At 58.6% G+C, this 23981-nt stretch carries 25 protein-coding genes; 10 read left to right on the top strand and 15 right to left on the bottom strand.

What is annotated here, in order from left to right; genetic code table 11:
* Position 1: 1 nt before the first annotated feature.
* From pstC to HG264_RS12525, 3 genes are all read right to left on the bottom strand, one after another.
* On the bottom strand, positions 2–940 hold the full coding sequence (gene pstC, locus HG264_RS12535; protein WP_169407992.1) for a phosphate ABC transporter permease subunit PstC: 939 nt from the start codon (positions 938–940) through the stop codon (positions 2–4).
* Between the two features lie 97 nt (positions 941–1037).
* Positions 1038–2039 carry a PstS family phosphate ABC transporter substrate-binding protein gene (locus tag HG264_RS12530; protein WP_169407991.1) on the bottom strand — a complete coding sequence of 334 codons (1002 nt, stop codon included), beginning with the start codon at positions 2037–2039 and terminating at the stop codon, positions 1038–1040.
* Between the two features lie 304 nt (positions 2040–2343).
* The gene (locus HG264_RS12525) at positions 2344–2670 is read right to left on the bottom strand and encodes a c-type cytochrome (protein ID WP_169407990.1); all 327 of its coding nucleotides are present in this window, start codon (positions 2668–2670) and stop codon (positions 2344–2346) included.
* 266 nt (positions 2671–2936) lie between these two features.
* On the opposite strand from HG264_RS12525, the gene HG264_RS12520 reads away from it, so the two are divergent.
* Together HG264_RS12520 and HG264_RS12515 are read left to right on the top strand one after the other, a co-directional pair.
* Complete coding sequence (locus tag HG264_RS12520; protein ID WP_178102812.1) at positions 2937–4103, top strand: iron-containing alcohol dehydrogenase; 1167 nt, start codon at positions 2937–2939, stop codon at positions 4101–4103.
* 172 nt (positions 4104–4275) lie between these two features.
* Positions 4276–5181 carry a response regulator gene (locus HG264_RS12515; protein WP_169407989.1) on the top strand — a complete coding sequence of 302 codons (906 nt, stop codon included), beginning with the start codon at positions 4276–4278 and terminating at the stop codon, positions 5179–5181.
* Here HG264_RS12515 and phoR read toward each other — a convergent pair.
* From phoR to HG264_RS12495, 4 genes are all read right to left on the bottom strand, one after another.
* Positions 5163–6479 (bottom strand): phosphate regulon sensor histidine kinase PhoR, encoded by a 1317-nt coding sequence (gene phoR / locus HG264_RS12510; protein ID WP_372240239.1) that lies wholly within the window; start codon positions 6477–6479, stop codon positions 5163–5165. The two genes, HG264_RS12515 and phoR, sit on opposite strands and share 19 nt — an antisense overlap.
* A gap of 63 nt (positions 6480–6542) precedes the next feature.
* On the bottom strand, positions 6543–7232 hold the full coding sequence (phoB, locus tag HG264_RS12505) for a phosphate regulon transcriptional regulator PhoB (RefSeq protein ID WP_169407987.1): 690 nt from the start codon (positions 7230–7232) through the stop codon (positions 6543–6545).
* 89 nt (positions 7233–7321) lie between these two features.
* Positions 7322–8212, bottom strand: coding sequence for a 4-hydroxybenzoate octaprenyltransferase (ubiA, locus tag HG264_RS12500; protein ID WP_169407986.1), 891 nt, complete (start codon positions 8210–8212; stop codon positions 7322–7324).
* A 25-nt stretch (positions 8213–8237) separates the two neighbouring features.
* Complete coding sequence (locus tag HG264_RS12495; protein WP_169407985.1) at positions 8238–8762, bottom strand: chorismate lyase; 525 nt, start codon at positions 8760–8762, stop codon at positions 8238–8240.
* A 137-nt stretch (positions 8763–8899) separates the two neighbouring features.
* On the opposite strand from HG264_RS12495, the gene HG264_RS12490 reads away from it, so the two are divergent.
* The 3 genes from HG264_RS12490 (at position 8900) to HG264_RS12480 (ending at position 10907) form a co-directional block, all read left to right on the top strand.
* Positions 8900–9067: a rubredoxin gene (locus HG264_RS12490; protein WP_150299811.1), complete on the top strand. Its 168-nt coding sequence runs from the start codon at positions 8900–8902 to the stop codon at positions 9065–9067.
* Between the two features lie 22 nt (positions 9068–9089).
* The gene (locus HG264_RS12485) at positions 9090–10244 is read left to right on the top strand and encodes an NAD(P)/FAD-dependent oxidoreductase (protein ID WP_169407984.1); all 1155 of its coding nucleotides are present in this window, start codon (positions 9090–9092) and stop codon (positions 10242–10244) included.
* 390 nt (positions 10245–10634) lie between these two features.
* The gene (locus tag HG264_RS12480) at positions 10635–10907 is read left to right on the top strand and encodes an HU family DNA-binding protein (protein WP_169407983.1); all 273 of its coding nucleotides are present in this window, start codon (positions 10635–10637) and stop codon (positions 10905–10907) included.
* Positions 10908–10991: 84 nt separating this feature from the next.
* On the opposite strand, the gene HG264_RS12475 is transcribed toward HG264_RS12480, so the two are convergent.
* From HG264_RS12475 to HG264_RS12465, 3 genes are all read right to left on the bottom strand, one after another.
* Positions 10992–12395 (bottom strand): aminoacyl-tRNA deacylase and HDOD domain-containing protein, encoded by a 1404-nt coding sequence (locus HG264_RS12475; protein ID WP_169407982.1) that lies wholly within the window; start codon positions 12393–12395, stop codon positions 10992–10994.
* A 131-nt stretch (positions 12396–12526) separates the two neighbouring features.
* Positions 12527–14611, bottom strand: coding sequence for an ATP-dependent DNA helicase RecG (recG, locus tag HG264_RS12470; RefSeq protein WP_169407981.1), 2085 nt, complete (start codon positions 14609–14611; stop codon positions 12527–12529).
* 3 nt (positions 14612–14614) lie between these two features.
* Positions 14615–15538 (bottom strand): hydrogen peroxide-inducible genes activator, encoded by a 924-nt coding sequence (locus HG264_RS12465; protein ID WP_169407980.1) that lies wholly within the window; start codon positions 15536–15538, stop codon positions 14615–14617.
* A gap of 72 nt (positions 15539–15610) precedes the next feature.
* Between HG264_RS12465 and HG264_RS12460 the strand changes: the two genes are divergently transcribed.
* Positions 15611–16456, top strand: coding sequence for an SDR family oxidoreductase (locus HG264_RS12460; protein WP_169407979.1), 846 nt, complete (start codon positions 15611–15613; stop codon positions 16454–16456).
* A gap of 78 nt (positions 16457–16534) precedes the next feature.
* Positions 16535–16960 (top strand): OsmC family protein, encoded by a 426-nt coding sequence (locus HG264_RS12455; RefSeq protein WP_169407978.1) that lies wholly within the window; start codon positions 16535–16537, stop codon positions 16958–16960.
* Positions 16961–17022: 62 nt separating this feature from the next.
* Here HG264_RS12455 and HG264_RS12450 read toward each other — a convergent pair whose 3' ends face one another.
* From HG264_RS12450 to HG264_RS12430, 5 genes are all read right to left on the bottom strand, one after another.
* Positions 17023–17403, bottom strand: coding sequence for a RidA family protein (locus HG264_RS12450; RefSeq protein ID WP_169407977.1), 381 nt, complete (start codon positions 17401–17403; stop codon positions 17023–17025).
* Between the two features lie 14 nt (positions 17404–17417).
* Positions 17418–19559: a bifunctional GTP diphosphokinase/guanosine-3',5'-bis pyrophosphate 3'-pyrophosphohydrolase gene (gene spoT / locus HG264_RS12445; RefSeq protein ID WP_169407976.1), complete on the bottom strand. Its 2142-nt coding sequence runs from the start codon at positions 19557–19559 to the stop codon at positions 17418–17420.
* A gap of 64 nt (positions 19560–19623) precedes the next feature.
* A complete protein-coding gene (rpoZ, locus tag HG264_RS12440) occupies positions 19624–19881 on the bottom strand; it encodes a DNA-directed RNA polymerase subunit omega (protein WP_169407975.1) in 258 nt (85 codons plus the stop codon).
* A gap of 66 nt (positions 19882–19947) precedes the next feature.
* A complete protein-coding gene (gmk, locus tag HG264_RS12435) occupies positions 19948–20586 on the bottom strand; it encodes a guanylate kinase (RefSeq protein WP_169407974.1) in 639 nt (212 codons plus the stop codon).
* Between the two features lie 101 nt (positions 20587–20687).
* Complete coding sequence (locus tag HG264_RS12430) at positions 20688–21587, bottom strand: LysR family transcriptional regulator (protein ID WP_169407973.1); 900 nt, start codon at positions 21585–21587, stop codon at positions 20688–20690.
* 105 nt (positions 21588–21692) lie between these two features.
* Between HG264_RS12430 and HG264_RS12425 the strand changes: the two genes are divergently transcribed.
* The 3 genes from HG264_RS12425 to HG264_RS12415 are packed head-to-tail and all read left to right on the top strand — an operon-like array spanning position 21693 to position 23939.
* Positions 21693–22526: a class III extradiol ring-cleavage dioxygenase gene (locus tag HG264_RS12425; protein ID WP_256663669.1), complete on the top strand. Its 834-nt coding sequence runs from the start codon at positions 21693–21695 to the stop codon at positions 22524–22526.
* A gap of 36 nt (positions 22527–22562) precedes the next feature.
* Entirely contained in the window at positions 22563–23357 is a 795-nt protein-coding gene (locus HG264_RS12420; protein WP_169407972.1) for an SDR family NAD(P)-dependent oxidoreductase, read from the top strand.
* Positions 23358–23417: 60 nt separating this feature from the next.
* Entirely contained in the window at positions 23418–23939 is a 522-nt protein-coding gene (locus HG264_RS12415) for a cytochrome b (protein WP_169407971.1), read from the top strand.
* Positions 23940–23981: the final 42 nt, after the last annotated feature.

Genomic DNA, 23981 nt, shown 5'->3' with positions numbered 1-23981 from the left:
CTCAATAAGCCAGACGGTAGCGGCGGCGCAGCATGAAGCCGATGACATTGAACAGCAGCGTCATCAGGAACAGCACGAGGCCAACTGCGAATATAGACTGGTAGCCAATCGAGCCGTGACGTACATCGCCGAGGCTGACCTGCACGATAAAGGTGGTGATGGTTGCGGCAGGATCCATCGGATTAAAGGTGAAGTTGGCCATCTGGCCTGCGGCGATAGCGACCACCATCGTCTCGCCGACCGCGCGGGACATGGCGAGAATAAAGGCCGCGGTGATACCTGAGATCGCCGCCGGAATAACCACCTTGATCGCGGTATAGAAACGCGAATAGCCCAATGCATAGGCGCCTTCCCTGAGTTCGCGCGGTACGGCGCGCATGGCGTCTTCACTGAGGGAGGTGGTGTAGGGAAGAATCATGATTCCCATGACGATACCCGGCGACAACATGTTGAAGCCGGGTAGACCCGGAATGAACGTCTGCAACAGGGGTGTCACCATCATCAGGGCGAAGTAGCCGTAAACGATGGTCGGTACGCCTTCGAGCATCTCCAGTACCGGTTTGACTGCTTCGCGCACCTTCGGTGGAGCGAACTCGCTCATGTAGATCGCCAGCAGCAACCCGAGCGGAATCGCAATCGACAGCGCAATCGCGGAGACGGTGAGGGTGCCGGACAAAAGCGGCCAGATACCGAAGGAGGGGGCTGCGAACAGCGGCGTCCAGGTCGTGGACGTAAGGAATTCTTTCAACGAGACGGATTCGAAGAAAACCAGCGACTCGCTGAGCAGGATGTACACAATACCGATGGTCACGAAAACGGACACGGCGGCAGCGGCGAACAGAATACATCTCGCCAGTTTGTCGATCATTGCACGCTTGCGCAGGAAGTTGGGAGCCGGGGTGATGGCGGCTCGCAACGGGTCATCTGGCGTGTTAAGCATAATAGGCCTGCTGCGGTGATACTTGCTGATGGTCAGGGTTCAGAAACGGCAACAAGAGCGCGCCGCCTGGCGCACTCCTGCTTCATGACCGTTCTACTCAATAGTGCTTTTCGCGGCCGAGCAACTCTACAACGTTCACGCCGATCTCTGAACCGGTGAAGGCGGTGCCAACTTCCAGTTCACGCAGTGTGCGCAGAGCTGCCTGGTAGGACTCGGAACTCATCGGTACGTAGCCAACTTCCTCTACCAGCTCGGCTGACTTTTCTTCGTTCAGATAGTATTCCATGAACTTCATGGAGTGCGGCTCGGACTCCATCTTGTTCTTGCTGGCATACATGAAGATCGGACGCGACAGCGGCTGGTAAGAGCCGTCACCAGCGGTTTCAACCGAAGGCAGTACCGCTTCCTTGCCCTTCCAGGAAATCGCTACAGCGTCCAGCTTGTCCTTGTTTTCTTCATAGTAGGCCAGACCGAAGAAGCCCATGGCGCTTGGGTCGTTGGCCACGCCCTGTACCAGCACGTTGTCGTCTTCACTGGCGGTGAAGTCGCCGCGGCTGGAATGTTCCTTGCCGACGATGGCAGCGGTGAAGTAGTCATAGGTCCCGGAGTCGGTGCCGGCACCATACAGACGCAGCGGCTTGTCAGGGAACGAGGAGCGGATCTGGTTCCAGTTGGTGATCTTGCCCTGTGCTTCCGGTTCCCAGACCTTCTTCAGCTCTTCGACCGTCATGCTTTTGGCCCAGTCGTTATCAGGGTGGATAACAACAGTCAGCGCATCCATGGAGACCGGCAGCTCGATGAACTCGATGCCGTTCTGCTTGCACAGCTCGGCCTCTTCTTTCTTGATCGGACGCGAAGCACCTGTTGCGGCGGTTTCACCATGACAGAACTTCTTGAAGCCGCCGCCGGTTCCGGATACCCCAACAGTTACCCGGATGTCGCCTTTCATTTCCTTCTGGAACTCTTCGGCGATAGCTTCGGTGATCGGGAAAACAGTACTGGAACCATCTACCTGAACGGTTTCAGCTGCCATGGCGAAGGGTGCGGCTAAGAGCCCGGACATCAGTGTCACGGAAGCGGCGGTAAGTGCTTTGTTCATGGTCAATATCCTGTCCACATTTAGGTTTGGTCACTAAATCGGTTGAGGCTGCAGCGCATGCCGCTCTGAAACCTGAGCCGACCTTTCGGCGACGAAGCCAATATATCCATGGAAGATGACTCTTTTGTGACAGCCGAAACAAAGCATAAAAAACGTGGTCGGTTGTTGTTGATGTTCCCTTTATGGCTCCTCGACTCTGTAAGGCGCGTCTTGAAGCGGTTGCGGTTAGGCTTAGCAAAGCCCGCAGGCACAAAAAAGCCCGCTTCGATTCAACCGAAGCGGGCTTGTTTTTTGGGGTCGACGGTTATTCGAGCGTCAGTACCCATTCGGCCAGAAGCTTGGCTTCGTCTTCGGTAACCTGGTTCGGCGGCATGGGAATTGCGCCCCACTGGCCGGAAGAACCGTTCTTGATGTTGGCCGCAATGGTTTCCACTGCGTTTTCTTCATCTTTGTATTTGGCGGCGACAGCCTTCAGAGCAGGGCCAACCAGCTGCGCGTCGACATTATGACAGGCTACGCAGGGCTTGCTTTTAAACAAGGCCTCGCCGGCTTCGCCTGCTTCCTGGGCAACAACGGCTTGGGCAGAAAAGAGCGCACTGGCAACGGCAAGAGGTAACAAGAACTTTTTCATGGCATATCCTCAAAGGCTGATTCTACGCAGGTTGACCCTGCTTGTTCGATCGGCGGATTGTACGTCCTGTGACCGCAAGTTTGCACTGCGATTCAATTTAATCAAGCGCCAGGTTGTCACATGTTCCCTAGTAGATAGACGCCAGCCCTCGATTTGGGTATGTTTCGGGACAATTTTGAATTTTGTATCCCGTACGGCAGTAATCGTGCTGTGCAGGGCTGTAGAATAACGTACGTTTCAAACCTGACGAGAGTAGCGGAGATACCATGGAAATTACCTCATACAGCATGAATTGGCACTATCCGACCGCAGTAAAGGTGGGTGCCGGACGTATCAGCGAACTGGCCAAAAGCTGTGGTCAGCTGGGTATGAAAGCGCCGCTGCTGGTTACTGACCCTGGCCTGGCTGCACTGCCTATGATTGAACAGGCGCTGCAGCAATGTCGGGATCATGGCCTTCGTCCTGGTTTGTTTACTGGCGTAAAGGGCAACCCTACCGGTGGCAATGTGGCCGATGGTGTTGCAGCACTGAAAGAGGGTGATCATGACGGCGTGATCGCATTCGGCGGTGGTTCTGCTATCGATGCAGCCAAAGCGATTGCCTTGATCGCCAACCAGAGCTGCACGCTCTGGGAAGCGCAGAATCCGGCTATGGTCGATGTCAGCAAGATGCTGCCACTGGTCGCCGTACCGACGACTGCCGGCACTGGCTCGGAAGTCGGTCAGGCTGCGGTGATATCCGATGAGGAATCACATACCAAACGCATCATATTCAACGCGCGCATGATGCCGCCGATCGTGATTCTGGATCCCGAGCTTACCGTAGGCCTGCCGCCCAAGCTGACTGCAGCAACCGGTATGGACGCGCTCGCTCACAATATTGAAGCCTTCTGCGCTCCGGTTTTCCATCCTATGGCCGAAGGTATCGCGCTGGAAGGCGTGCGCCTGATCAAGGAGTTTCTGCCACGCGCCACGGCTGATGGTTCGGACATTCATGCGCGTTTGCAGATGATGGTTGCTTCGAGCATGGGTGCCACGGCGTTTCAGCGGGGGCTGGGCGCGATTCACTCGGTATCGCACAGCGTAGGCGCGCTATACGACAGTCATCACGGTTTGCTCAACGCAATCATGTTGCCCTACGTCATGGAAGCTAACCGGCCCGCCATTGAGGAGGAGACTGTCCGTCTGGCCCGCTACCTGGGACTGGAGCAGGCCAACTTCGACGGCGTGATGCAGTGGATGCTCGACCTGCGCAAGGAGCTGGACATTCCGCACACTCTGGCAGAGATCGGTGTGGATGACAGCCAGGCCGAGCTGGTCGGCAAGATGTCAGCCAAGGATGTAACAGCGCGCACCAATGCCCGCCAGCTGGACGCAGCCGCGTACCAGAAGCTCTTCCTCAACGCCGTCAACGGCACCATTCAGGGCGTCTGATCCTAGGGAAGCGCTCGTCTATTACCCTGTCTGTCGCAATGGCGGACAGGGTGTCATTTTTCTCACCGAACCCTCTGCCACGCGATAGATCGTCTGAAATCTCCCTGCTTGATTGGGGTTTGCCATCACTCTGCGGTAAGCTGCGCCGGTTACCTGTTCAAAGAGAATCAACATGGCGAAAGTCTCGGTCCTGGTAGTCGACGACGCACCGTTCATCCGTGACCTGGTGAAAAAGGCTCTACGCAGTCATTTTCCCGGTGTGCAGGTGGAGGAGGCGATCGATGGACGCAAGGCCCAGCAGGTTCTCAGCCGGATAAGGTTCGATCTCATCCTGTGCGATTGGGAAATGCCCGAGATGAATGGCCTCGAGTTGTTGCAGTGGTTTAGAGGTCAGCCAGACGCAGCGGCAATACCCTTCATCATGGTGACCAGTCGCGGTGACAAGGAAAACGTTGTTGAAGCCATCCAGTCCGGCGTCAGCGATTACATTGGCAAACCCTTCAGCAACGAACAGTTAGTGGCCAAGGTGCGCAAGGCATTGCACCGGGCCGGCAAGCTGGAATTGCTGGAGGGGCGGCAGGCCCGCGCCAGTGTCGGTACGGCTCAGGGCACGATTGCCAATCTTACTAGCGCACGCAAAACCAGTTCGAATACCCCGGCCAGCGCAGGCGCCCCGTTGGTCGCCCCTGCACTACCCGTTGAAACAGACAAGGTTGTAGCCGGACCGGTTGCCACGCAGCCAGTGCGCGGCCAGGGACAGTTGCGCTTGCCGGGCCGGCAGTTGGCCTGTGTTATCAAGACGCTCAGTCTGCGTGATGCCCTGGTGGTCGTCCGTCGCGGCGAACATATGCCGCAGGTATTCGAAAGCGGCGTGCTGGATCTCGAGCAGGACAGTGACCGCTCGGTAGCGCGTATAAATGCTTACATCCATTCGGTGGCCTCGATGGAACCGCGGATGGACTGCGAGTGGCTGAAGGTTACGCTGCGTTTTGTCGACCAGGATCCGGAAAAGCTCGACTATCTGTCACGGCTGATTGCTACCGGGAGCAGCCAGCAGCATTACTCCCCGAGCGCCTGATCCATCGGAACCAGCCGTCTGCCGGGAAAATGGCAGATGAAGCTGCTACCCGTACCCTCTTCACTGATGATTTCCAATCGAGCCTGATGGCGTAATAGCACGTGCTTGACGATCGCCAGGCCCAGGCCGCTGCCCCCGGTGTGGCTGTTACGGCTCGAGTCGATGCGGTAGAAGCGTTCGGTCAGGCGGCCGATATGTTCCGGCGCAATACCTGGCCCATTGTCGGCGACGCTCATATGCGCTCCCGCCTCGTCAGTCCACCAGCGGATCTGTATCGCGCAACCATCCGGCGTGTACTTCACAGCGTTGAATACCAGGTTGGAAAAGGCGCTACGCAGCTCGCCAGCGATGCCAAGGAGCTGCTGTTCGGTCTCGTTGGACAGCATGATACGGTGCTGGCGTTCGCCGGAAAATGCCCGCGCATCGTCGCGGATCCGCGTGAGCAGCAGGTGTACCGAAACCGGTTCTTCGTCCAGGGAAGTGTCGGTGGTTTCCAGGCGCGACAACAGCAACAGGTCGTTCAGCAGGGTGTGCATACGCGAGGCCTGCGTTTGCATCTGCAACATGGCGCGTTTCCAGCGAGAGGCGAGTACGTCTTCGTTATCTAGCAGAGTTTCCAGATAGCCGATCACTACGGTCAACGGTGTCCTCAGCTCGTGGGAGACGTTGGCTACGAAATCCTTGCGCATGAGTTCAAGGTTATGCAAACGCGTAATATCCCGCACCACCATCAGGCGTTCTCCCTGGCCGTAACGGGTGATTGCAAACTGCAGATGCGTATTCTTGCTGGTCGGCGAGTCGAGATTCAGCGGTTCGGCGTGCGAGCCTGTTTCATAATAGGTCGCGAACCGGGGATCACGGATCAGGCTGGTGATGTGTTGCCCCTTGTCTGCCGGGTTACGCAACGCGAGCAGGCGGTCGGCGGAGGCGTTCCACCATTGCAGGCGGCCCTGCCGGTCTATCATGACGACTGCTTCGCTCAGCGCAGCGGTAGACGCCTGGATCTGGCCGATTATTTCCTGCAGCCTGTGTTGGCGCCGGGCGGCGCTTTGCCGCTGTCGATGGATTGTGCTGAATATCTCGCCCCATATCCCGCGGGCATCCGGGAGATCGGCCGAGGGATTGTCGAGCAGCCAGCGGTGAAACCGCAGCAGCTGGCGTAATGTCCAGCCGACATATAGCGCCAGACCAAACACCAGCGTCCAGGCCAGATGTCCGGTGAGCAGGCCTACCGGCAGGCAAATCAGTGTTAGCCAGAACAATCTGACGAGTAAGGCCCGGGTCCAGCTGGTGGTCAATTCGGTCTCCGTAATGACGACGACATCCGTTGCGCCGGTCAGCCGCTCCATGATCGAGCCCCTTCAGCCTTTGGTGGAGAACCGGTAGCCGGTCCCTCTGACTGTCTGCACAAGGTTCTCGTAGCGGCTTCCCAAAGCCTTGCGTAGGCGTCTGATATGGACGTCTACGGTACGTTCTTCTACGTAGACATTGCCACCCCAGACCTGGTCTAGCAACTGGCCGCGGGTGTAAGCGCGCTCCTGATGCGTCATGAAAAACAGTAGCAGGCGGTATTCGGTGGGGCCGATCTCGGCAGGCTCGCCGTCGATAGTAACGCGATGGCTGACCGGGTCCAGGCAAAGCCCGTCCACCTCCAGCGGTGATTCAGCATCGGCCGGTCCTGCGCGGCGTAATACCGCTTTCAGGCGCGCGACTAACTCACGCGGGGAAAAGGGTTTGGTGATGTAATCGTCTGCACCCACCTCAAGCCCCTGGATCTTGTTATCTTCTTCGCCCTTGGCGGTGAGCATGATGATCGGGATATCAGCAGTCATGTCGTCGCGCTTGAGCCGGCGTGCCAGTTCGATACCGCTGGTGCCGGGGAGCATCCAGTCAAGGAGTATTAGGTCAGGTCGCCGATCGATGATGCTGGCATGGGCCTGTTGGGTGTTGTCTGCCTCAAGGCACTCATAACCGGCCATTTCCAGAGCGACAGCAATCATCTCCCGGATAGGTGCTTCATCATCGACGATCAGTATCGTTTTTCCCTGCATGGTATCTACCGTCCCGTTGCGGATTGAAACATGCGTCGATTAGATAACATTTTTGTTGCAGTTGTATGACCGCACGCCGGCTGCCGGAGTCAGCCCAACCAATAGTCCAGCGCGAGGCCGATAAACACCAGCATTCCGCTCCAATGGTTGGACAGAAATGCAACGAAGCAGGCTTGCGGTTCGCGCTCGCGGATCAGCCATTGCTGCCAACCGAAGCTGGCCAGCATCGCCACCAGGCCCAGGTGGTAATAGATGCCCAGATCGAAGCGGGCGCCTGCCAATAACAGGCAGACCAAGGTCAGCCCCTGGAGCAGGCCGATGATATGCCGGTCCGATTCACCAAAGAGTATGGCCGTTGATTTGACGCCGATACGCAGGTCATCTTCCCGGTCGCACATGGCGTATTCGGTATCGTAGGCAACGGTCCACAGCAGATTGGCGAGAAATACCAGCCACAGCGCACTGGGCAGCGCTTCGGACTGGGCAGCAAAGGCCATGGGAATGGCCCAGGAGAATGCCGCGCCGAGTACCACCTGAGGATAGAAGGTGAAGCGCTTGCAGAAGGGGTAAATGGCAGCGAGGAATATTGCGCCAAAGGCCAGCAATAGGGTCATTCGGTTGGTCAGCAACACTAGCATGGCGCTGATGGCGACCAGCACCGCAAAGGTAATCAACGCCTCGCGCGAGCTGATGCGGCCAGTTGCCAAAGGCCGCTGCGTGGTGCGCCGCACATGACCGTCGATTTTTCGGTCAGCGAAGTCGTTGATCACGCAGCCGGCTGCGCGCATGAAGATTACGCCAAGCACGAAGATAGCCAACACTGACCCGTCGGGAACGCCTTCGGCCGCAATCCATAGTGCCCAGAGCGTCGGCCATAACAGCAGATAAGTGCCGATGGGTCGGTCCAGACGCATCAGCTGGATGAAATCATGGGCCCGGGGGTGAACGCGGCCTAAAGGTCTGATCAACAAGCCAAGCAAAGCAATTCTCCGTACCACATTGGGATCAGCTGGCGGGCGGCCAGCCCTCTAGAAACACTTCACATACCAGCAGTTTCAGTCGCCCATCGCCGAAGCGTGAGCGGCGTGCCCAGCATGTTTCGCTGCGCCACGCCGGGGGCAACCACTCAGCGGGATAAAGACTGATTTCAATGGGCCCGCGGCTGATGTCCAGGTCGCCACGAAACAGCAGTTCGCCGAGACTGCGCGAGCCCAGGTTAGTCAGGTCGGCCTTCGCTTCAGCCAGCGTGTGCAGCGGGGCGACGCTGCGGGCAAATACGCGCGGGGCGCCAGCAGTATGCAGTAGTACCTCGCGCACCCACACTTGAGTACCGGGTTCGAGATCCAGCGAACAGGCTTCGTCTGTACGGGCGGGCTGCTGTGTTTGCTGGAGCAATTCGACTCTGAAATCGTTATCGCCCGCTTCGGTCAGACGTTGGGTCAGCGACTCTTCGTTCTGTAGCCAATCCAGCAACAATCCCGCGGGTTTGCTGGGATGTCGGGCGGCGAAATGCCAGTCGGGAAGTCTCACGTTTTGTAGCCGGATTGCAGGTGGATAATGCCGCAAGGTTATCACGAATGTCGCGCGCAGCGCGCCAGTGCCTGTGCTTGGCGTGCGCCGGTGAATCCGGTAGTGTCGTTCCAGTTTTGGCTACCTGGGATCCATGAATGAAAAAATGGCAATGTATCGTGTGTGGTTTTATCTATGACGAAGCTGAAGGCTGGCCGGACGACGGCATTGCACCAGGCACCGCCTGGGAAGATGTTCCTGCCGACTGGCAGTGCCCCGATTGCGGTGTGGGCAAGGAAGATTTCGAGATGATTTCGATCGGCTGATCTCTGTTCAAGGATTCATATAGTGTCTGATGCATTTCCGCTGGTAATCGTCGGTACCGGTTTGGCCGGCTATAACCTGGCCAAGGAATTTCGCAAGCTCGACAGTAGCCGTCCGTTGCTGCTGATTACCGCCGATGACGGCCGCTTTTACTCCAAGCCCCTGTTGTCCACCGGCTTCGCCAAAGGCAAGGAGGCAGACGAGCTGGCCATGCAGGACGCTGCTGCGATGGCGGCTCAGCTCGATGCAGAAATCCTTGTTCACACCCGGGTCGACGCTATCGACCCGGCGACCCGTAGCCTGACGGTAGGTCAGCGGCGGGTGCAATACAGCGATCTGGTGCTGGCTACCGGGGCTTTGGCGCGAGAGCTCCCCGGTGCTCAGGCGTTGGGCGAACACCTGCTATCGATCAATGACCTGACTGACTATGCGCGCTTTCGTCGGGCGCTGCTGGGTAAGCGCTCTGTGGCGATTGTCGGCGCGGGACTGATTGGCAGTGAGTTCGCCAATGATCTGGCTGCCGCCGGGTTCGAGGTTCAGGTGGTCGCACCGGACCGGACGTTGATGGCTGGCCTGATTCCTGCCCAGGTGGCCGAACCGGTCAGAGCCTCGTTGGAAAGCCTGGGCGTACGCTTCCATCTGGGCCAGGGCATTCGGCAGATGGACTCGACTGATAGAGGTGTGTGTATCACGCTCGAAGAGGGTACCCGTGTCGAGGCCGAGCAGGTGCTGTCCGCCATTGGCCTGGTGCCCAATCGGGGGCTGGCTGAAGCCGCCGGGCTGGACGTCGCCAAGGGCATCAGTGTCGATCGCCAGTTGCGAAGCTCAGCCGAACACATCTACGCGCTGGGTGACTGCGCAGAAGTTGCCTCCTTGAGCTTGATGTATGTGATGCCGTTGATGACCTGCGCACGGGCGCTTGCAAAGACGCTGACCGGCACTCCGACCGAGATCAGCTATAGCGCAATGCCGATCATGGTGAAGACGCCTGCCTGCCCGCTGGTGGTTTCGCCGCCGCTTACCGCAACCGAAGGCGAGTGGACCGTTACTGGCGATGGCCCAGACCAGCGCGCCTTGTTCCACGATGCGCAGGGCGTCCTGCACGGCTATGCGCTGACCGGCGCGGCAGTCATGGAAAAACTGCAATTGAACCGACAGCTTCCCGGCTGGTTGGTTTAGAAACAGATTCTACCCTTCTCGCACGCCCGCACCGATTCGCAATAAGGGGCGGGCGGCTGCGTGCGAATTCTTCCTCGACATTCAACTCTCCTATGACGCAAAGGCGCCGTTCAGAGCGTTGCCGTCAGTGAGTAATAGCATGTTGCCTCACGCGTTTGGGCAATCTCGTTCTCGATGTTTACTAAAATAAGCGTCCCGTTCCTGGGATAAGCCGCCTTTTGTCGGAAAAAACCGCTCTCCCATCGCCGATGACTTGATCAAGGGCTGGCGCATAGCCGCTACTTCTGCGATGCTGATCTGGCTGCGCAGGCCGCCCGAGAGGGGTTGGCTGCCTGCTGGCGCCGCTGCGAAGGACGCGGCGGAATACAACAACAGATAACGAGGCTCTTTATGCGTAAACCGGATATCGCCGCGGCAATCGCCGACAAGGCTGACCTAAGCAAGGAACAGGCAAGCCGTGTACTCAATGCAGTTCTCGATGAAATCACCCAGGCACTGAGCAAGAAAGAAACGGTGACCCTGGTCGGCTTCGGAACCTTTTTGCAACGACATCGTGGCGCCCGGACAGGCAAAAACCCGCAAACGGGCGAACCTGTTCAGATCAAAGCCAGTAATACCGTCTCCTTCAAGCCAGGCAAAAGTCTCAAGGATTCGATCAATTAAGTGGTAATCGGAGGCTGCAGTGTCACCACTGAGCCTCCGATAGCGGTATCTTCTTCTGTATCACCGCACGCGCCCATTCCGACACTAGCCGTGCTGGTACACATTGACCAGTTTGCGTAACGCATCGCGCGCTTCCAGTACTTTGTCTGCCGCCTTGGCAGCACCTTCCGCAGTCAGACCCAGTCGCTCCAGCAAGGCCGGCGGAATCGGCATTTCAGACCCGCTACCTATTCCTCGTTCGGACAATAGCGCCAGGCTCAGATAAGCCAGGTTGGTGTACAGGTGCAGATTGCCCTGGTAGTCCGGGTCGTGTTGATAGCGGATAGCGGTAGATATCTCGGCGGGCATATCCCAGTAGCGCATCAGCCAGCTGCCAATCTGATCGCGCGTCACGCCCAGCAAATGCTGGTCAACGAGATGTGGCGGAACATGCGGATTTGCTTCGACATGCCGACAGATCATCTTGAAATGCGGCGGGAAGATATACGCCAGCACAAGGTAGCCGAAGTTGTGCAGCAGACCGGCGAGATAATTCAGACCCATTTCAGGGCGCTTCGCAACCGGCATGGCCCGGGCAAGGCCTTCGATCACTGCGGCTGTGTAAATCGCCTGTTCCCAATAGGGCGTAGTACGTTCGGCCGAGTCTTTAGGTAACGTGAAAGTCTTGCCGAGCGCCAGGCCCACCGCCAGATTGATAACCAGATCGAAACCCAGCACGCGGCCGATGGCATCTTCCACCGAGCGGATCTTCCCGGGCGCAGCGTAGAACGGCGATGATGCCCAGCTGACCACCTGCGCTGCCAGACTCGGATCGGTTTCCACCAGGTCGGCAAGCTCTTCGATGCTTGCGTCCGGGTTGACGCGCAGTTTCATGATTTTTTGCGCGGACTGGGGCAGCGGGGGGATTTCTATGGTTTCTTCCAGGCGCTGCCGCATGCGCAGTGCAGTGAAGTTGCGAACCGCATCGCTGAGATCCTGACGATCCTGCTCGGGGTCATCAGGCAAGCTGGCCAGGCTGCTCAGTGGCACGGAAAAGTGGCCGGAACTGGCCTTTGCCATCAGCACGCGGGCGTCGGCCTGATCCAGCTCCAGACACCAGCCTTGCAAGCCGCTGTCCATCCACACCACAGGCTCATCACCCAGGCTTTGCTCAAAAATTGCCGGTGAGTTGAACAGCATCGGCAGGCCCGGCAACTGGTTCAGTTGATGCTGGGAAAGCAGTTTTTGCAGACGCTGATCACGCAATGGCTCAAGCTCGCGGCCGAGCAATTCGCCGACACGCTTAAGGTCGAGCAGATGATCCCTCGGGAAGAGCGCGAGCACGCTCCCATCGCTGTCGGCCAACAGACAGGCCTGCACGCGGCGTGGGGTGACCTCGTCTTGCCCTGCCTGGCGTAAACGGTAACGTATTCCCTGTTGCTGTAACTGTTTTTCAATCAGATCAGGCAGGCTTATGCCGTCGGTTTCAGTGGCCGAATGGGTATTCATGAGGAGTCCTTATGCCGGTACTGCCTAGGGCAGGCTTTGCGCTGATGGTAGCACGCAGCAACCGGTCGTGCTGTCGCGCCCGAGCTGGAGGGCGCGACTAAATAGGGGTATCTTCCCGTCAGTCTCGGCCATCAGACCTGAGCGAACTGCTGGCCGTGAGCCAGCCAACGATCAACCAGTGGTTGGACCAGCCGGGGGTGCTGAGTAGCGAGATTCTGCGCGGCGAGCTGCACCTGGGGTAACAGGTCAGCGTCACGCACCAGATCGGCGACGCGAAACTGCACCAAGCCGGTTTGCCGGGTGCCCAGTACTTCGCCGGGCCCGCGCAGTTCGAGGTCTTTCTCGGCAATGACAAAGCCATCCGAGCTTTCACGCATGATGCCGAGCCGTTCGCGGCCCAGCGCCGACAGCGGTGCGTGATAGAGCAATACACAATGGCTAGCGGTACTGCCGCGTCCAACCCGCCCGCGCAGCTGATGCAGTTGCGCCAGTCCGAGCCGCTCGGGATTCTCGATGATCATCAGGCTGGCGTTGGGAACGTCTACCCCTACCTCGATGACCGTGGTCGCGACCAGCAGATGCAGATCGCCTCCCTTGAACGCTGCCATGATCTCGGCTTTCTCGGCGGCTTTCATGCGGCCGTGAATCAAGCCGATAGACAGTTCAGGCAGGCTTTCACAGAGCTCTGCCCAGGTTACCTCCGCAGCCTGGGCCTGTAGCTGTTCGGACTCCTCGATCAGGGTGCATACCCAATAAGCCTGGCGGCCCTGAGCGCAGCCGGCACGCACACGCTCTACCACTTCCTCGCGCCGCGTGTCGGCGACCAGTACGGTGTTGATGGGTGTGCGTCCCGGAGGCAGTTCGTCAAGGACCGAGGTATCCAGATCAGCATAGGCGCTCATGGCCAGCGTGCGTGGAATAGGTGTGGCGGTCATGATCAGCTGGTGCGGGGAGAAGCGCTCCGCCGCGCCCTTATCGCGCAGCGCCAGCCGTTGCTGGACACCGAATCGATGCTGTTCATCGATAATCGCCAGCCCCAGATTGTTGAAGTGCACCTCCGGCTGGAACAGCGCGTGCGTACCCACCACCATGGCCGCATCACCCGTTGCAATAAGCTGAAGCTGATTGGCCCGCGCCTTGCCTTTGAGCTTTCCGGCCATCCATGCCACGGAGATGCCCAGCGGGGTGAACCAGCGCTGGAAATTGATGAAGTGCTGCTCGGCCAGGATTTCCGTCGGCGCCATGAGCGCGACCTGCCAGCCAGCTTCCAGCGCGTGCAGGGCAGCCAGAGCCGCGACGACTGTTTTGCCTGCGCCCACGTCGCCCTGAACCAGGCGCAACATGGGGCGTGGCTGTTGCAGGTCGGCGATGACTTCACCAGCGACGCGTTGTTGTGCACCGGTCAGGGGGAAGCCAAGCAGTCGTAGATAATCCTGCGCCAGCGCGCCGCTTGCCTGCATCGCTGGCGCCGCGCGGGAGCGAATCTCCGCGCGCAGACGCAGCATCACCAGCTGGTGCGCCATCAGCTCTTCAAACGCTAGCCGGTGTTGTGCCCAGTGACGGCCTTCCTCAAGCGCTTCGAGATCTATATCCGGTGGCGGGCGGTGCAATGTGTGAATCGCCTCGCGAAGTGGCGCGAGCCGATACTGCTGGCTGAACTCGGCGGGCAGCAGATCAACCAGACTGTTGCCCTGGTCCAACCACTGCAAAGCAGCCTCACTGAGATTGCGCAGCCGCTGCTGGGACAGTCCCTCGGTTGCCGGGTAGATGGGCGTCAGGGTCTGTTCGACTGGCGCGGATTGAGCGCTGTCGAGACTGGACATCTCGGGATGATAGATTTCCAGGCCCGAGGCGCCGGGACGCACTTCACCATAGCAGCGCCAGTGGCTGCCACGTTGCAGGTTGCTCTTCAGAGCACCCGAGAAATAATAGAATCGCAAACTGATGGTGCCGCTGCCGTCCTGCAGCCGAACCAGCAGACTTTTTCGCCGCCCCATTACCACATCTGCGCCGGCGACCACACCCTCGATAACGGCATCCACGCCCGGCCGAAGCGCGCCGATCGGCGTTATGCGGGTGCGATCCTGATACCGCAGCGGCAGGTGAAAAAGGATGTCCTGGACGCTCTTCAGTCCGAGCCGCTCAAGCTTCTCGGCTACCGCCGGCCCGATCCCCTTGAGGACGGTGAGTGCGGTGCGTTCCGGCGCAGGGAGCATCGGTTACTCGACATCCGTCGGGGCGGGTTTGACTGAGCACAGGCGAATCGAGTCGCTCAACAATTCCACCGCCTTGGGACGCGGGAAACTGGCGCGCCAGGCCACGGCAACCGTACGGTAGGGCGCGGGTGGGGTGAAATTCTTGGTGACCAGCAGATCGGAGCTGTAATAGCGGTCATCCGCTGCGGACATCGGCAGCACCGTCATGCCGATGCCGGACGCCACCATATGCCGGATGGTTTCCAGCGAGCTGGACTCAACCGTGGTGTGGCGATGCTGCTCCTCGCCCTTGCGGACAGTCGGGCACGCTTCGAGCACCTGATCGCGGAAACAATGCCCTTCGCCCAGCAACAACAGCTTGTCATCATCGAGTTCGTGGAGATCGACCTTGTCGCGCTTGGCCCAGGGATGTGAGGCCGGCACCAGCAGGCTGAACGGCTCGTCGTAGAGTGGGCGGGTCAATACATCCGGTTCGCTGAATGGCAGGGCAACGATAATCGCATCCAGTTCGCCGTTGCGCAGTTTGTCGCGCAATATGTGGGTGAAATTCTCTTCAATATAAAGAGGCATTTCCGGCGCAACGCGGTGCAATTGCGGCACCAGATGTGGAAACAGATAGGGTCCGATGGTGTAGATCGCGCCGACCTTGAGTGGTGTGGAGATCTGATTCTTGCCCGCGCTGGCCAGCTCGCGGATGGTCAGCGCTTCTTCAAGCACTTTTTGCGCCTGGGAGACGATGCGCTCGCCCACCGGTGTTACCCGGACGGCACTCTTGCTGCGCTCGAAAATCATGACGCCGAGCTCGTCTTCAAGCTTCTTGACGCCTACGCTCAGGGTAGGCTGCGAAACATGGCACCGTTCAGCCGCATGGCCGAAATGCTGTTCCTGGGCAAGGGTCACGATGTAGCGCAACTCGGTGAGGGTCATGGCAGTATACTGGGCCTCAATTGATAGACCGGCCCAGCATAACGGGTTGATCGATAGAGGAAAACAATCAGAATGAAACAGGTGGTTATAGCGGGTTGTGGTGATGTGGGAACAGCTCTGGGTGAGCGGTTGGTCGCCCGTGGATGGAAGGTGTTCGGGCTAAGGCGCAACACCTCTGATCTGCCGGACAGCATCCAGCCCATTGCGGCCGATCTTACTCAGCCAGACAAGCCGGGCGACTGGCCAGACAAGGTCGATTATCTGGTCTATTGCCCAGCAGCAGGCAAGCGTGACCCCGAGCTATACCGCAAGCTCTATGTTGAAGGTCTGGAACATGTACTGGCCTGGGCCCGCTCCGGACGCAAGAAGCCGCAATTCCTGCTGCAGGTTTCGAGCACCGGCGTTTACGGTCAGTCAGGCGGGGAGTGGGTCACTGAGAACAGCCCGGCGCTGGCCGAATCACCCACTGCGCGTATTCTTGTAGAAGCAGAAGACGTTGCCCTGCGCGGCGGCATCCCCTCCGCCGTGGTGCGGCTGGCAGGTATCTACGGCCCGGGTCGCAATCGTCTGATCGAACAGGTGCGCGCTGGTCTGTGTGTTCCGTCAGAACCTGCGCAATACACCAATCGCATACACAGGGACGATGCTGCGGCGCTTTTGGAGCACTTGCTGCACCAGGCCGACCAGGATGAACTGCTGGCGCCCTGTTATCTGGGCGTGGATGACGAGCCCGCGCCAATGCACGAGGTGGCGGGCTGGTTGGCCGAACAACTGGGCGTGAAGCTGCTCGAAGAAGGTCCGACCAGTGGTCGGACCGGAAGCAAGCGCTGCAGCAATGCACTGGCGCGCGAAACCGGCTGGGAGCCGCAATATCCGAGTTACCGCGAAGGCTATGGTCGGATGCTGAAGGAGGCATAACAGCCGCAGGCATTGAGCGATCCCGATTTCGAGTTGTCTTACTAGGGTCTGAGCACTTCAACCCACCAGGAGTCAACTATGAACAAGACCGCATCAGCGCACTGGGAAGGTAGTCTCAAGGAAGGTAAGGGCACCTTGTCCACCGAGAGCGGTGCCCTCGAATACAGCCCCTACGGTTTCAACACCCGGTTCGAAGACGGCCCGGGTACCAATCCGGAGGAGCTGATCGGCGCGGCGCATGCAGGATGCTTTTCCATGGCTTTTTCCATGCTTCTGGGTGAAGCAGGGTATACCGCCGAGAAAATCGCCACCAATGCATCGGTGACGCTGGAAAAACTCGAAGAAGGCTATGCCATTACCGCCGTTCGCCTTGATCTTCAGGCGCGTATTCCCGGTATCGAACAGGGGCAATTCGAGGAAATAGCCGAGAAGGCGAAAGCGGGCTGTCCGGTTTCCAAACTGCTGAATGCCGAGATCACGCTGGAAAAAACTCTCGAAGATTGAGACTGCTCGCTGAAACAAAAGAGGCGCCCGAAGGCGCCTCTTTTCGTTCAGATCTGTGGCGTTCAGCCGACGACCATGATGCCATCCATTTCCACCGGCACGCCCTTGGGTAGCGCGGCGACGCCAATCGCTGCGCGCGCCGGGTAGGGCTGTTGGAAGTAGCGGGACATGACCTCGTTGACCAGCCCGAAGTGGCTCAGGTCGGTCAGGAATATGTTCAGTTTGACGATGTCCTGCAGCTTGCCCCCGGACGCTTGCGCGACAGCTGACAGGTTATCGAAAACCTGGCAGATCTGTTGTTCCATGCCTTCCACAACTTCCATGGTGGCCGGGTCGAGCGGAATCTGCCCTGACAGGTAGACGGTGTTGCCCACCTTGATGGCCTGGGAGTAAGGACCAATGGCCGCAGGGGCATTGTCACTGGTAATGACTTGCTTGTTCATGAGTGCTCCGGAATTCAGTTTTTCATTCGGGTGATGCGCAGGACGCCGCTCTGTGCGCGGATACGCTTGATGAGTTGTGACAGGTGCAGACGATCGCGGACCCGTATGACCAGTTGCACTACGCTGGTTCGACCGTCGCGCTCGTCGACGCTGATCTTGTCAATGCTGGCGTCAGCCATGGCGATGCCGGTGGCGAGCTGGGCGATAATGCCGCGCTGATGTTCCAGCTCGACGCGCAGTTCAACGGTAAATTCGCCGGTGACATCCTTGTCCCAGGTGAGATGCAGAATCTTTTCATCGCTGTGGCGGTTGTCAGCCAGGTTTCGGCAGTTGGCCTGATGGATCACCATGCCCTTGCCGGAAGACAAAAAGCCGACAATCGGATCGCCCGGGATAGGGTTGCAGCAACGCGCGAAACTGACGACCAGCCCCTCGGTGCCCCGTATGGCCAGCGGCAATTCGCTGATATTCGCTGCTTCCTGTGCTTCAGCGGCAGCGTTTTCAATGCTGGAGGTAGCCTCGCTGGCAATCAATCGTCGCGCAACAACATAAGCCATCCGGTTGCCCAGGCCTATATCGGCAAGCAGGTCGTCCAGAGTGGGCATGCGCGAGTCCTTGAGTACCTGGGCGATCCTGGCTTCGGAGATATCTTCGAGTTTGGTGTTGAAGCTGGCCAACACCTTATCGAGCAAGCGTTCGCCGAGCACGATGGATTCAGAATGGCGCTGGTGCTTGAGGAAATGACGGATATTGCCGCGCGCCTTGCCGGTAATCACGAAGCTCAACCAGGCGGGGTTGGGACGTGCACCTGCTGCGGTGATGATCTCTACTGTCTGGCCGCTCTGCAGCGGTTCGGACAACGGCGCCAGACGGCGATTGACCCGGCACGCGATACAGCTATTGCCCACATCGGTATGCACGGCGTAGGCAAAATCGACCGGCGTCGCGCCCTTGGGCAGTTCCATGATCCGGCCCTTGGGCGTGAAGATATAAACCTCATCAGGGAACAGGTCGATCTTGACGTTCTCGATGAATTCCAGCGAATTACCGGCGCGTTGCTGCAATTCGAGTACGCCCTTGAGCCACTGGCGCGTACGGGCGTGGTTGCCGTTGATCACTTCATCGTTGGACTTGTAGACCCAATGCGCGGCGATCCCGTTGTTGGCGAGCTCTTCCATCTCCTCGGTACGGATCTGAATTTCGATTGGTACGCCATGCAGGCCGAACAGGGTGGTGTGCAGGGACTGGTAACCATTGGACTTGGGGATCGCGATGTAGTCCTTGAACCGGCCCGGGAACGGCTTGTAAAGACTGTGTACGGCACCCAGCACGCGGTAACAGGTGTCCGGTTTGTCGACGATGATCCGGAAGGCATACACGTCCATGATCTCGTTGAACGCTTTGCGCTTGCCGCGCATCTTCTGATAGATGCCGTATAGATGTTTCTCGCGGCCCATTACCTTGCCGGGTAGACCCTCGCGCTCAAGGCACTCCTGCAGGGTCCCGAGAATCTTACCCAGCAGCTCCTTGCGGTGCCCGCGTGCGCTGCGCACCGCGCGGTCGATCATCCGCGAGCGCATCGGATGCATGGCCTTGAAGCCCAGGTCCTCAAATTCGGTACTGAGGCTGTGCATGCCCAGACGATTGGCAATAGGTGCGTAAATCTCCAGCGTTTCCTTGGCGATGCGCCGGCGCTTCTCTCCGGACAGGGCGCCCAGGGTGCGCATGTTATGCAGGCGGTCGGCAAGCTTGACCAGAATCACGCGAATATCCCGCGCCATCGCCAGGGCCATCTTCTGGAAGTTTTCCGCCTGTGCTTCGGCCTTGGTCTCGAAGGTCATCTGGGTCAGCTTGCTGACGCCATCGACCAGCTCGGCCACGGTATCGCCGAACTGGCTGACCAGTGCATCCTTTGGAATACCGGTATCTTCAATAACGTCGTGCAGCATGGCGGCCATCAGGCTCTGATGATCCATGTGCATGCTGGCGAGAATACTGGCTACGGCAAGGGGATGGGTGACGTACGGCTCGCCGCTGCGGCGCGTCTGGCCGTCATGCGCTTGCTCGGCGTAAAAATAGGCGCGCCGGACCAGGTTGACCTGGTCCGGTTCGAGATAGCTTCCGAGTGATTCGGCAAAGGCTTCTATACCAGACATGTATATCTCCTGCACCCGGCCGAGCGGGCACGAACGTCAGAAATGCATGTCCTTCGCAAGGGCGTTACTCCGCCAGATCAGATTCCAGCGAGTATAGCGGCTCCTGCTGATCCTGAATGGCTTCTTCGGCGAGGATCTCATACGTGACCAGGCCTTCAGCAATTTCACGCAGGGCAAGTACTGTGGGTTTGTCGTTTTCCAGCGGAACTTTCGGCTCCTTTCCGCCAGTAGCGATCTGACGTGAACGCTTGGTAGCCAGCATGACCAGCTCAAAACGGTTCTCTACATTTTCAAGGCAGTCTTCGACGGTAACGCGGGCCATGTGTACTCCGGAGCAGCATTAAAAAGAAACGGACGCGTTCCGAGCAGGGACGCGGGACCTGACAGTCTACTTAACTGACGGTGCTTCTGACAAGAGCGCTTCGAGCAAGCCTGAATGCCGGACCTGCTGGCAGGACAGGCTGAGACGGCCCGAGCGCAGGATGGCCTTGAGGTCGTCGAGCGCATCCTGGAAACGATCGTTAATGACAATAAAGTCATATTCCACGTAGTGGCTCATTTCTTCAACGGCTTGCTGCATGCGGCGGTCGATTACGCTTTCCTCGTCCTGCTGCCGGTTGTTCAACCGCTCGCGGAGATCCTTCAGCGAGGGGGGTAGGATGAATATCGAGCGTGCCTGGGGAAGCTTGCGGCGTACCTGCTGCGCGCCTTGCCAGTCGATTTCCAGAATCAGATCGAAACCGGCCGACAGCGTATTTTCCACCGTACTTTGCGAGGTGCCGTACAGATTGCCAAACACTTCTGCATGTTCGAGAAAATCGGCCTGCTCGACGCGCTCAATGAATTGATCCCGACTGACGAAGTGATAATTCACCCCGTCCACCTCACCGGGGCGCGGCGCGCGGGTGGTATGCGAGACGGAAACCCGCAGGCTGTCTATCTGATCGATCAGCGACTTAACCAGGCTGGTCTTGCCCGCGCCGGACGGAGCGGAAACGATGTAAAGCGTGCCTGTGGCTGGGGTCATTAGCGTGTCCTGCGGTTACGGCGGAGCGAATTGGCCTGTGATTATAAGATTATTCGCCAGCCCCGTCATGGCTGGCGTCGACTGCGCGACGCTTACCTGTCTCAGGGTGGTGACTTGGCAAACTGTTCTGCCAGATAGTCCACCATCACTCGCACTTTCGCCGGCGGTCGGCGGTCGGGTGGATAGAGGACATGGATGCCACCAAGCTCAACGGGCGGTTTGTCCAGCTCCAGCGCAATCAGCTCGCCGCGATCCAGTGCCGAGCCGACGATGAAATGCGGTTGATAGATGACTCCTTGCCCGCCGACAGCGGCTGCCAGCAAGGCATCGCCATTGTTGGCTACCAGGTCTCCATTGATGGGCACCCGTATTTCGCCCTTGCGCCCGAATGCCCAGGATTTGCTGTCCTGCATGGCTGAAAGGCTATAGCTCAGGCAATTGTGCTGCGTCAGCTCCGCCACGCGGCGCGGAATGCCACGTTGGTCAAGATAAGCCGGCGCCGCACACACCAGCATGGCGCTGTCGCCCAGGCGTCTTGCCTGCAATGGGCTGTCGGCGAGCCGGCCAATACGCACTGCTAAATCCCAGCCGCCGGTAATCAGATCCAGCTGCGTGTCGCTCAGCCCCAGCTCCACCTTCACTTCGGGATGTCGGTGGCTGAATTCGGGCATCAGCGGGGCGACAAAGCGCGCACCAAACGACAGCGGTACGTTCATCCGTAGCAGGCCGCTCGCCTTGGTGCGCAGCGAAGACGCTTCAGCTTCGGCCTCTTCGATATCCGGCAGAATGCGTTGGCAAGCGTCCAGGTAGTTGCTGCCTGCTTCGGTAAGGCTCAGCCGGCGCGTGCTGCGGTGGAAGAGCTTGACGCCCAGGCGGGTCTCTAACGCATCGACATGCTTGGTTGCCATGGCGGGTGATATGCCCAAATGGCGCCCGGCGGCGGACAGACTGCCTGCGCTTGCTGCCCGGACGAAGACGCGCATGCTGGTAATCCGATCCATTTTCAGTTCCTACTATTGGTGTGAAGTGTTAGCGCGTTTTAGCCGGTTCTCTAACTGCCAGCCGCACCTCATACTTTGTCCATGCTTTATATGAGGGGCTTTGTGATGGGTAACAAAAATGAGGTTATCAGCAACACGACTGAGCGTATGCCGGTCTTTTTCATTCCCCATGGAGCGGGTCCCTGTTTCTTTATGGACTGGAACCCGGCGAACACCTGGAACCAGATGGAGAGCTTCCTCAAGGGACTGGCTGATACGTTACCGGCCCAGCCGAGCGCCATCGTATTGGTCTCCGCGCACTGGCTGGAGCCGCAATTCAGTGTCACCGGTCATAGCCGTCCGCCACTGATCTTTGATTATTACGGTTTTCCGCCCCATACGTACGAGCTGACCTATCCGGCGCCGGGTAATACCGAGCTGGCAGAACGGATGACGCAACTGCTCAAGATGGATGGAACGGATGTCAAGGTCAACAGCGAGCGGGGTTTCGATCATGGGGTATTCATCCCGCTGAAACTGGTATTTCCCCGTGCGGATATTCCTGTAGTTCAGCTGTCCCTGCGCCAGGATCTTGACCCCGCCGCTCACCTGGAAGTCGGTCGGGCATTGTCGGAATTGCGCGATGAAGGTGTGCTGATCATTGGCAGCGGCATGAGCTTTCACAATATGCCTGGCTATGGTGATGCTCGTTATGGGTCGATCTCAGCGGAATTTGACGAATGGTTGACCGCCGCGGTTGAAAGCCAGCCGGCGCAACGTGACAGCCTTCTGCAGAAATGGACGCAGGCGCCCCAGGCGCGGCTATGCCATCCGCCGGGCGGTGAGGAACACTTGATTCCCCTGCTGGTAGCGGCAGGGGCAGGAAACGACTCAGCGGGCCGGAAAATCTATTCGGAGCAGGTCATGGAAACCACTATTTCAGCGTATCGCTTCGGCTAGGTTCCGTGGAACCAGCCGCAGCTACAGGAGAAACCTATGATTATCGATCTTTCAAATAAAACCGCTGTTATCACCGGCTCGACCGGCGGCATCGGCCTGGCTATTGCTACAGGGTTGGCCAATGCCGGCGCCCGGGTAGTCATCGTCGGACGAGAGCAAAACCGCGTTGACGCAGCACTGGCGCAACTGCGCGAAGCAACCGGACGAGACGACGCAACAGGTGTCGCGTCTGACCCCGGCACAGCCCAAGGCTGTCAGGCGTTGATCGCCGCGCAACCGGATGCCGACATTTTGATCAACAATCTCGGCATCTATGGGGCGCAAGAGTTTTTTGAAATCGACGACGCGCTGTGGGAGCAGTACTTCGAGGTGAACGTTCTCAGCGGCGTGCGTCTGGCGCGCCATTATGCCAAGGGTATGCGGGATCGGGGCTGGGGGCGGATACAGTTCATCTCCAGTGAATCGGCATTGAACATACCCACCGAAATGGTCCATTACGGTGTCAGCAAGGCTGCGCTGCAGGGGCTTTCCCGCGGCCTGGCGAAAGTGCTCGCCGGAACCGGGGTAACCGTTAATACCGTCCTGCCGGGGCCAACCCGGACTGAAGGCGCGATTGAAATGATGGCCAATCTTGCCGCCGAGCGTGGGGTGTCGGCGCAGGAAATGGAGAGCCTGTTTCTGAAAGAAAATCGGCCCTCAACTTTGCTGCGTCGCTTTGCCAGCCCTGAAGAAGTGGCCAACCTCTGCGTCTACGCCGCATCATCGCAGGCCAGCGCCACGACGGGCGCTGCGTTGCGAGTGGAGGGCGGTATCGTGGAAAGCATCATGTGATGCAGAAGAACCAGGTATTTTTTATATCACTCACGAATGCATAGTTGGCAGGAGCAGTACATGACAATCGACACCAAAGAACGTTACGGCAAGATCACCCGAAGTTTCCACTGGATAATGGCGCTGCTTATCGGCTGGCAATTACTGAAGTTCGGCGACCGTATCGCTGAAGGCGAACACTGGATCGGTGAGACCCTGGTGCCATGGCACATCTCCATCGGGGTTCTGCTGTTTGTGCTGATTGCGCTGCGCATCATTTGGGCACTAACACAGCGCCACAACAGGCCTGTGCAGGATCCGAAGACCGCGATACTGGTCAAGGGCGGACACTTTCTGCTGTATGCGGCCATGCTGCTGATGCCGCTGACGGGCGCGATGGTGATGCTGGGTAATGGTTATGGCCTGACCGCTTTCGGTGTTCAGTTGGCCGCCAAGGGCGATGAAATTCCCTGGGTCGCTGCAGTGGGCAGCCTGCATTCTCCGCTGGCCTGGTTGTTATTGATAATGGTGGTCGGCCACATCGGCATGGCTCTATTGCACCACTTCATCAAGCGTGACGGTGTGATGCAGCGGATGGTGTAACCAGTAGCTCGCATGTTTTCGCAGGCCCGGTGCATTGAAGCG

Origin of the sequence: Pseudomonas sp. gcc21 (assembly GCF_012844345.1) — a bacterium.
Taxonomy (GTDB): Bacteria; Pseudomonadota; Gammaproteobacteria; order Pseudomonadales; family Pseudomonadaceae; genus Halopseudomonas.
The sequence above is the reverse complement of the archived record's forward strand: the minus strand, read 5'-3'. Positions and strand labels throughout refer to the sequence as shown.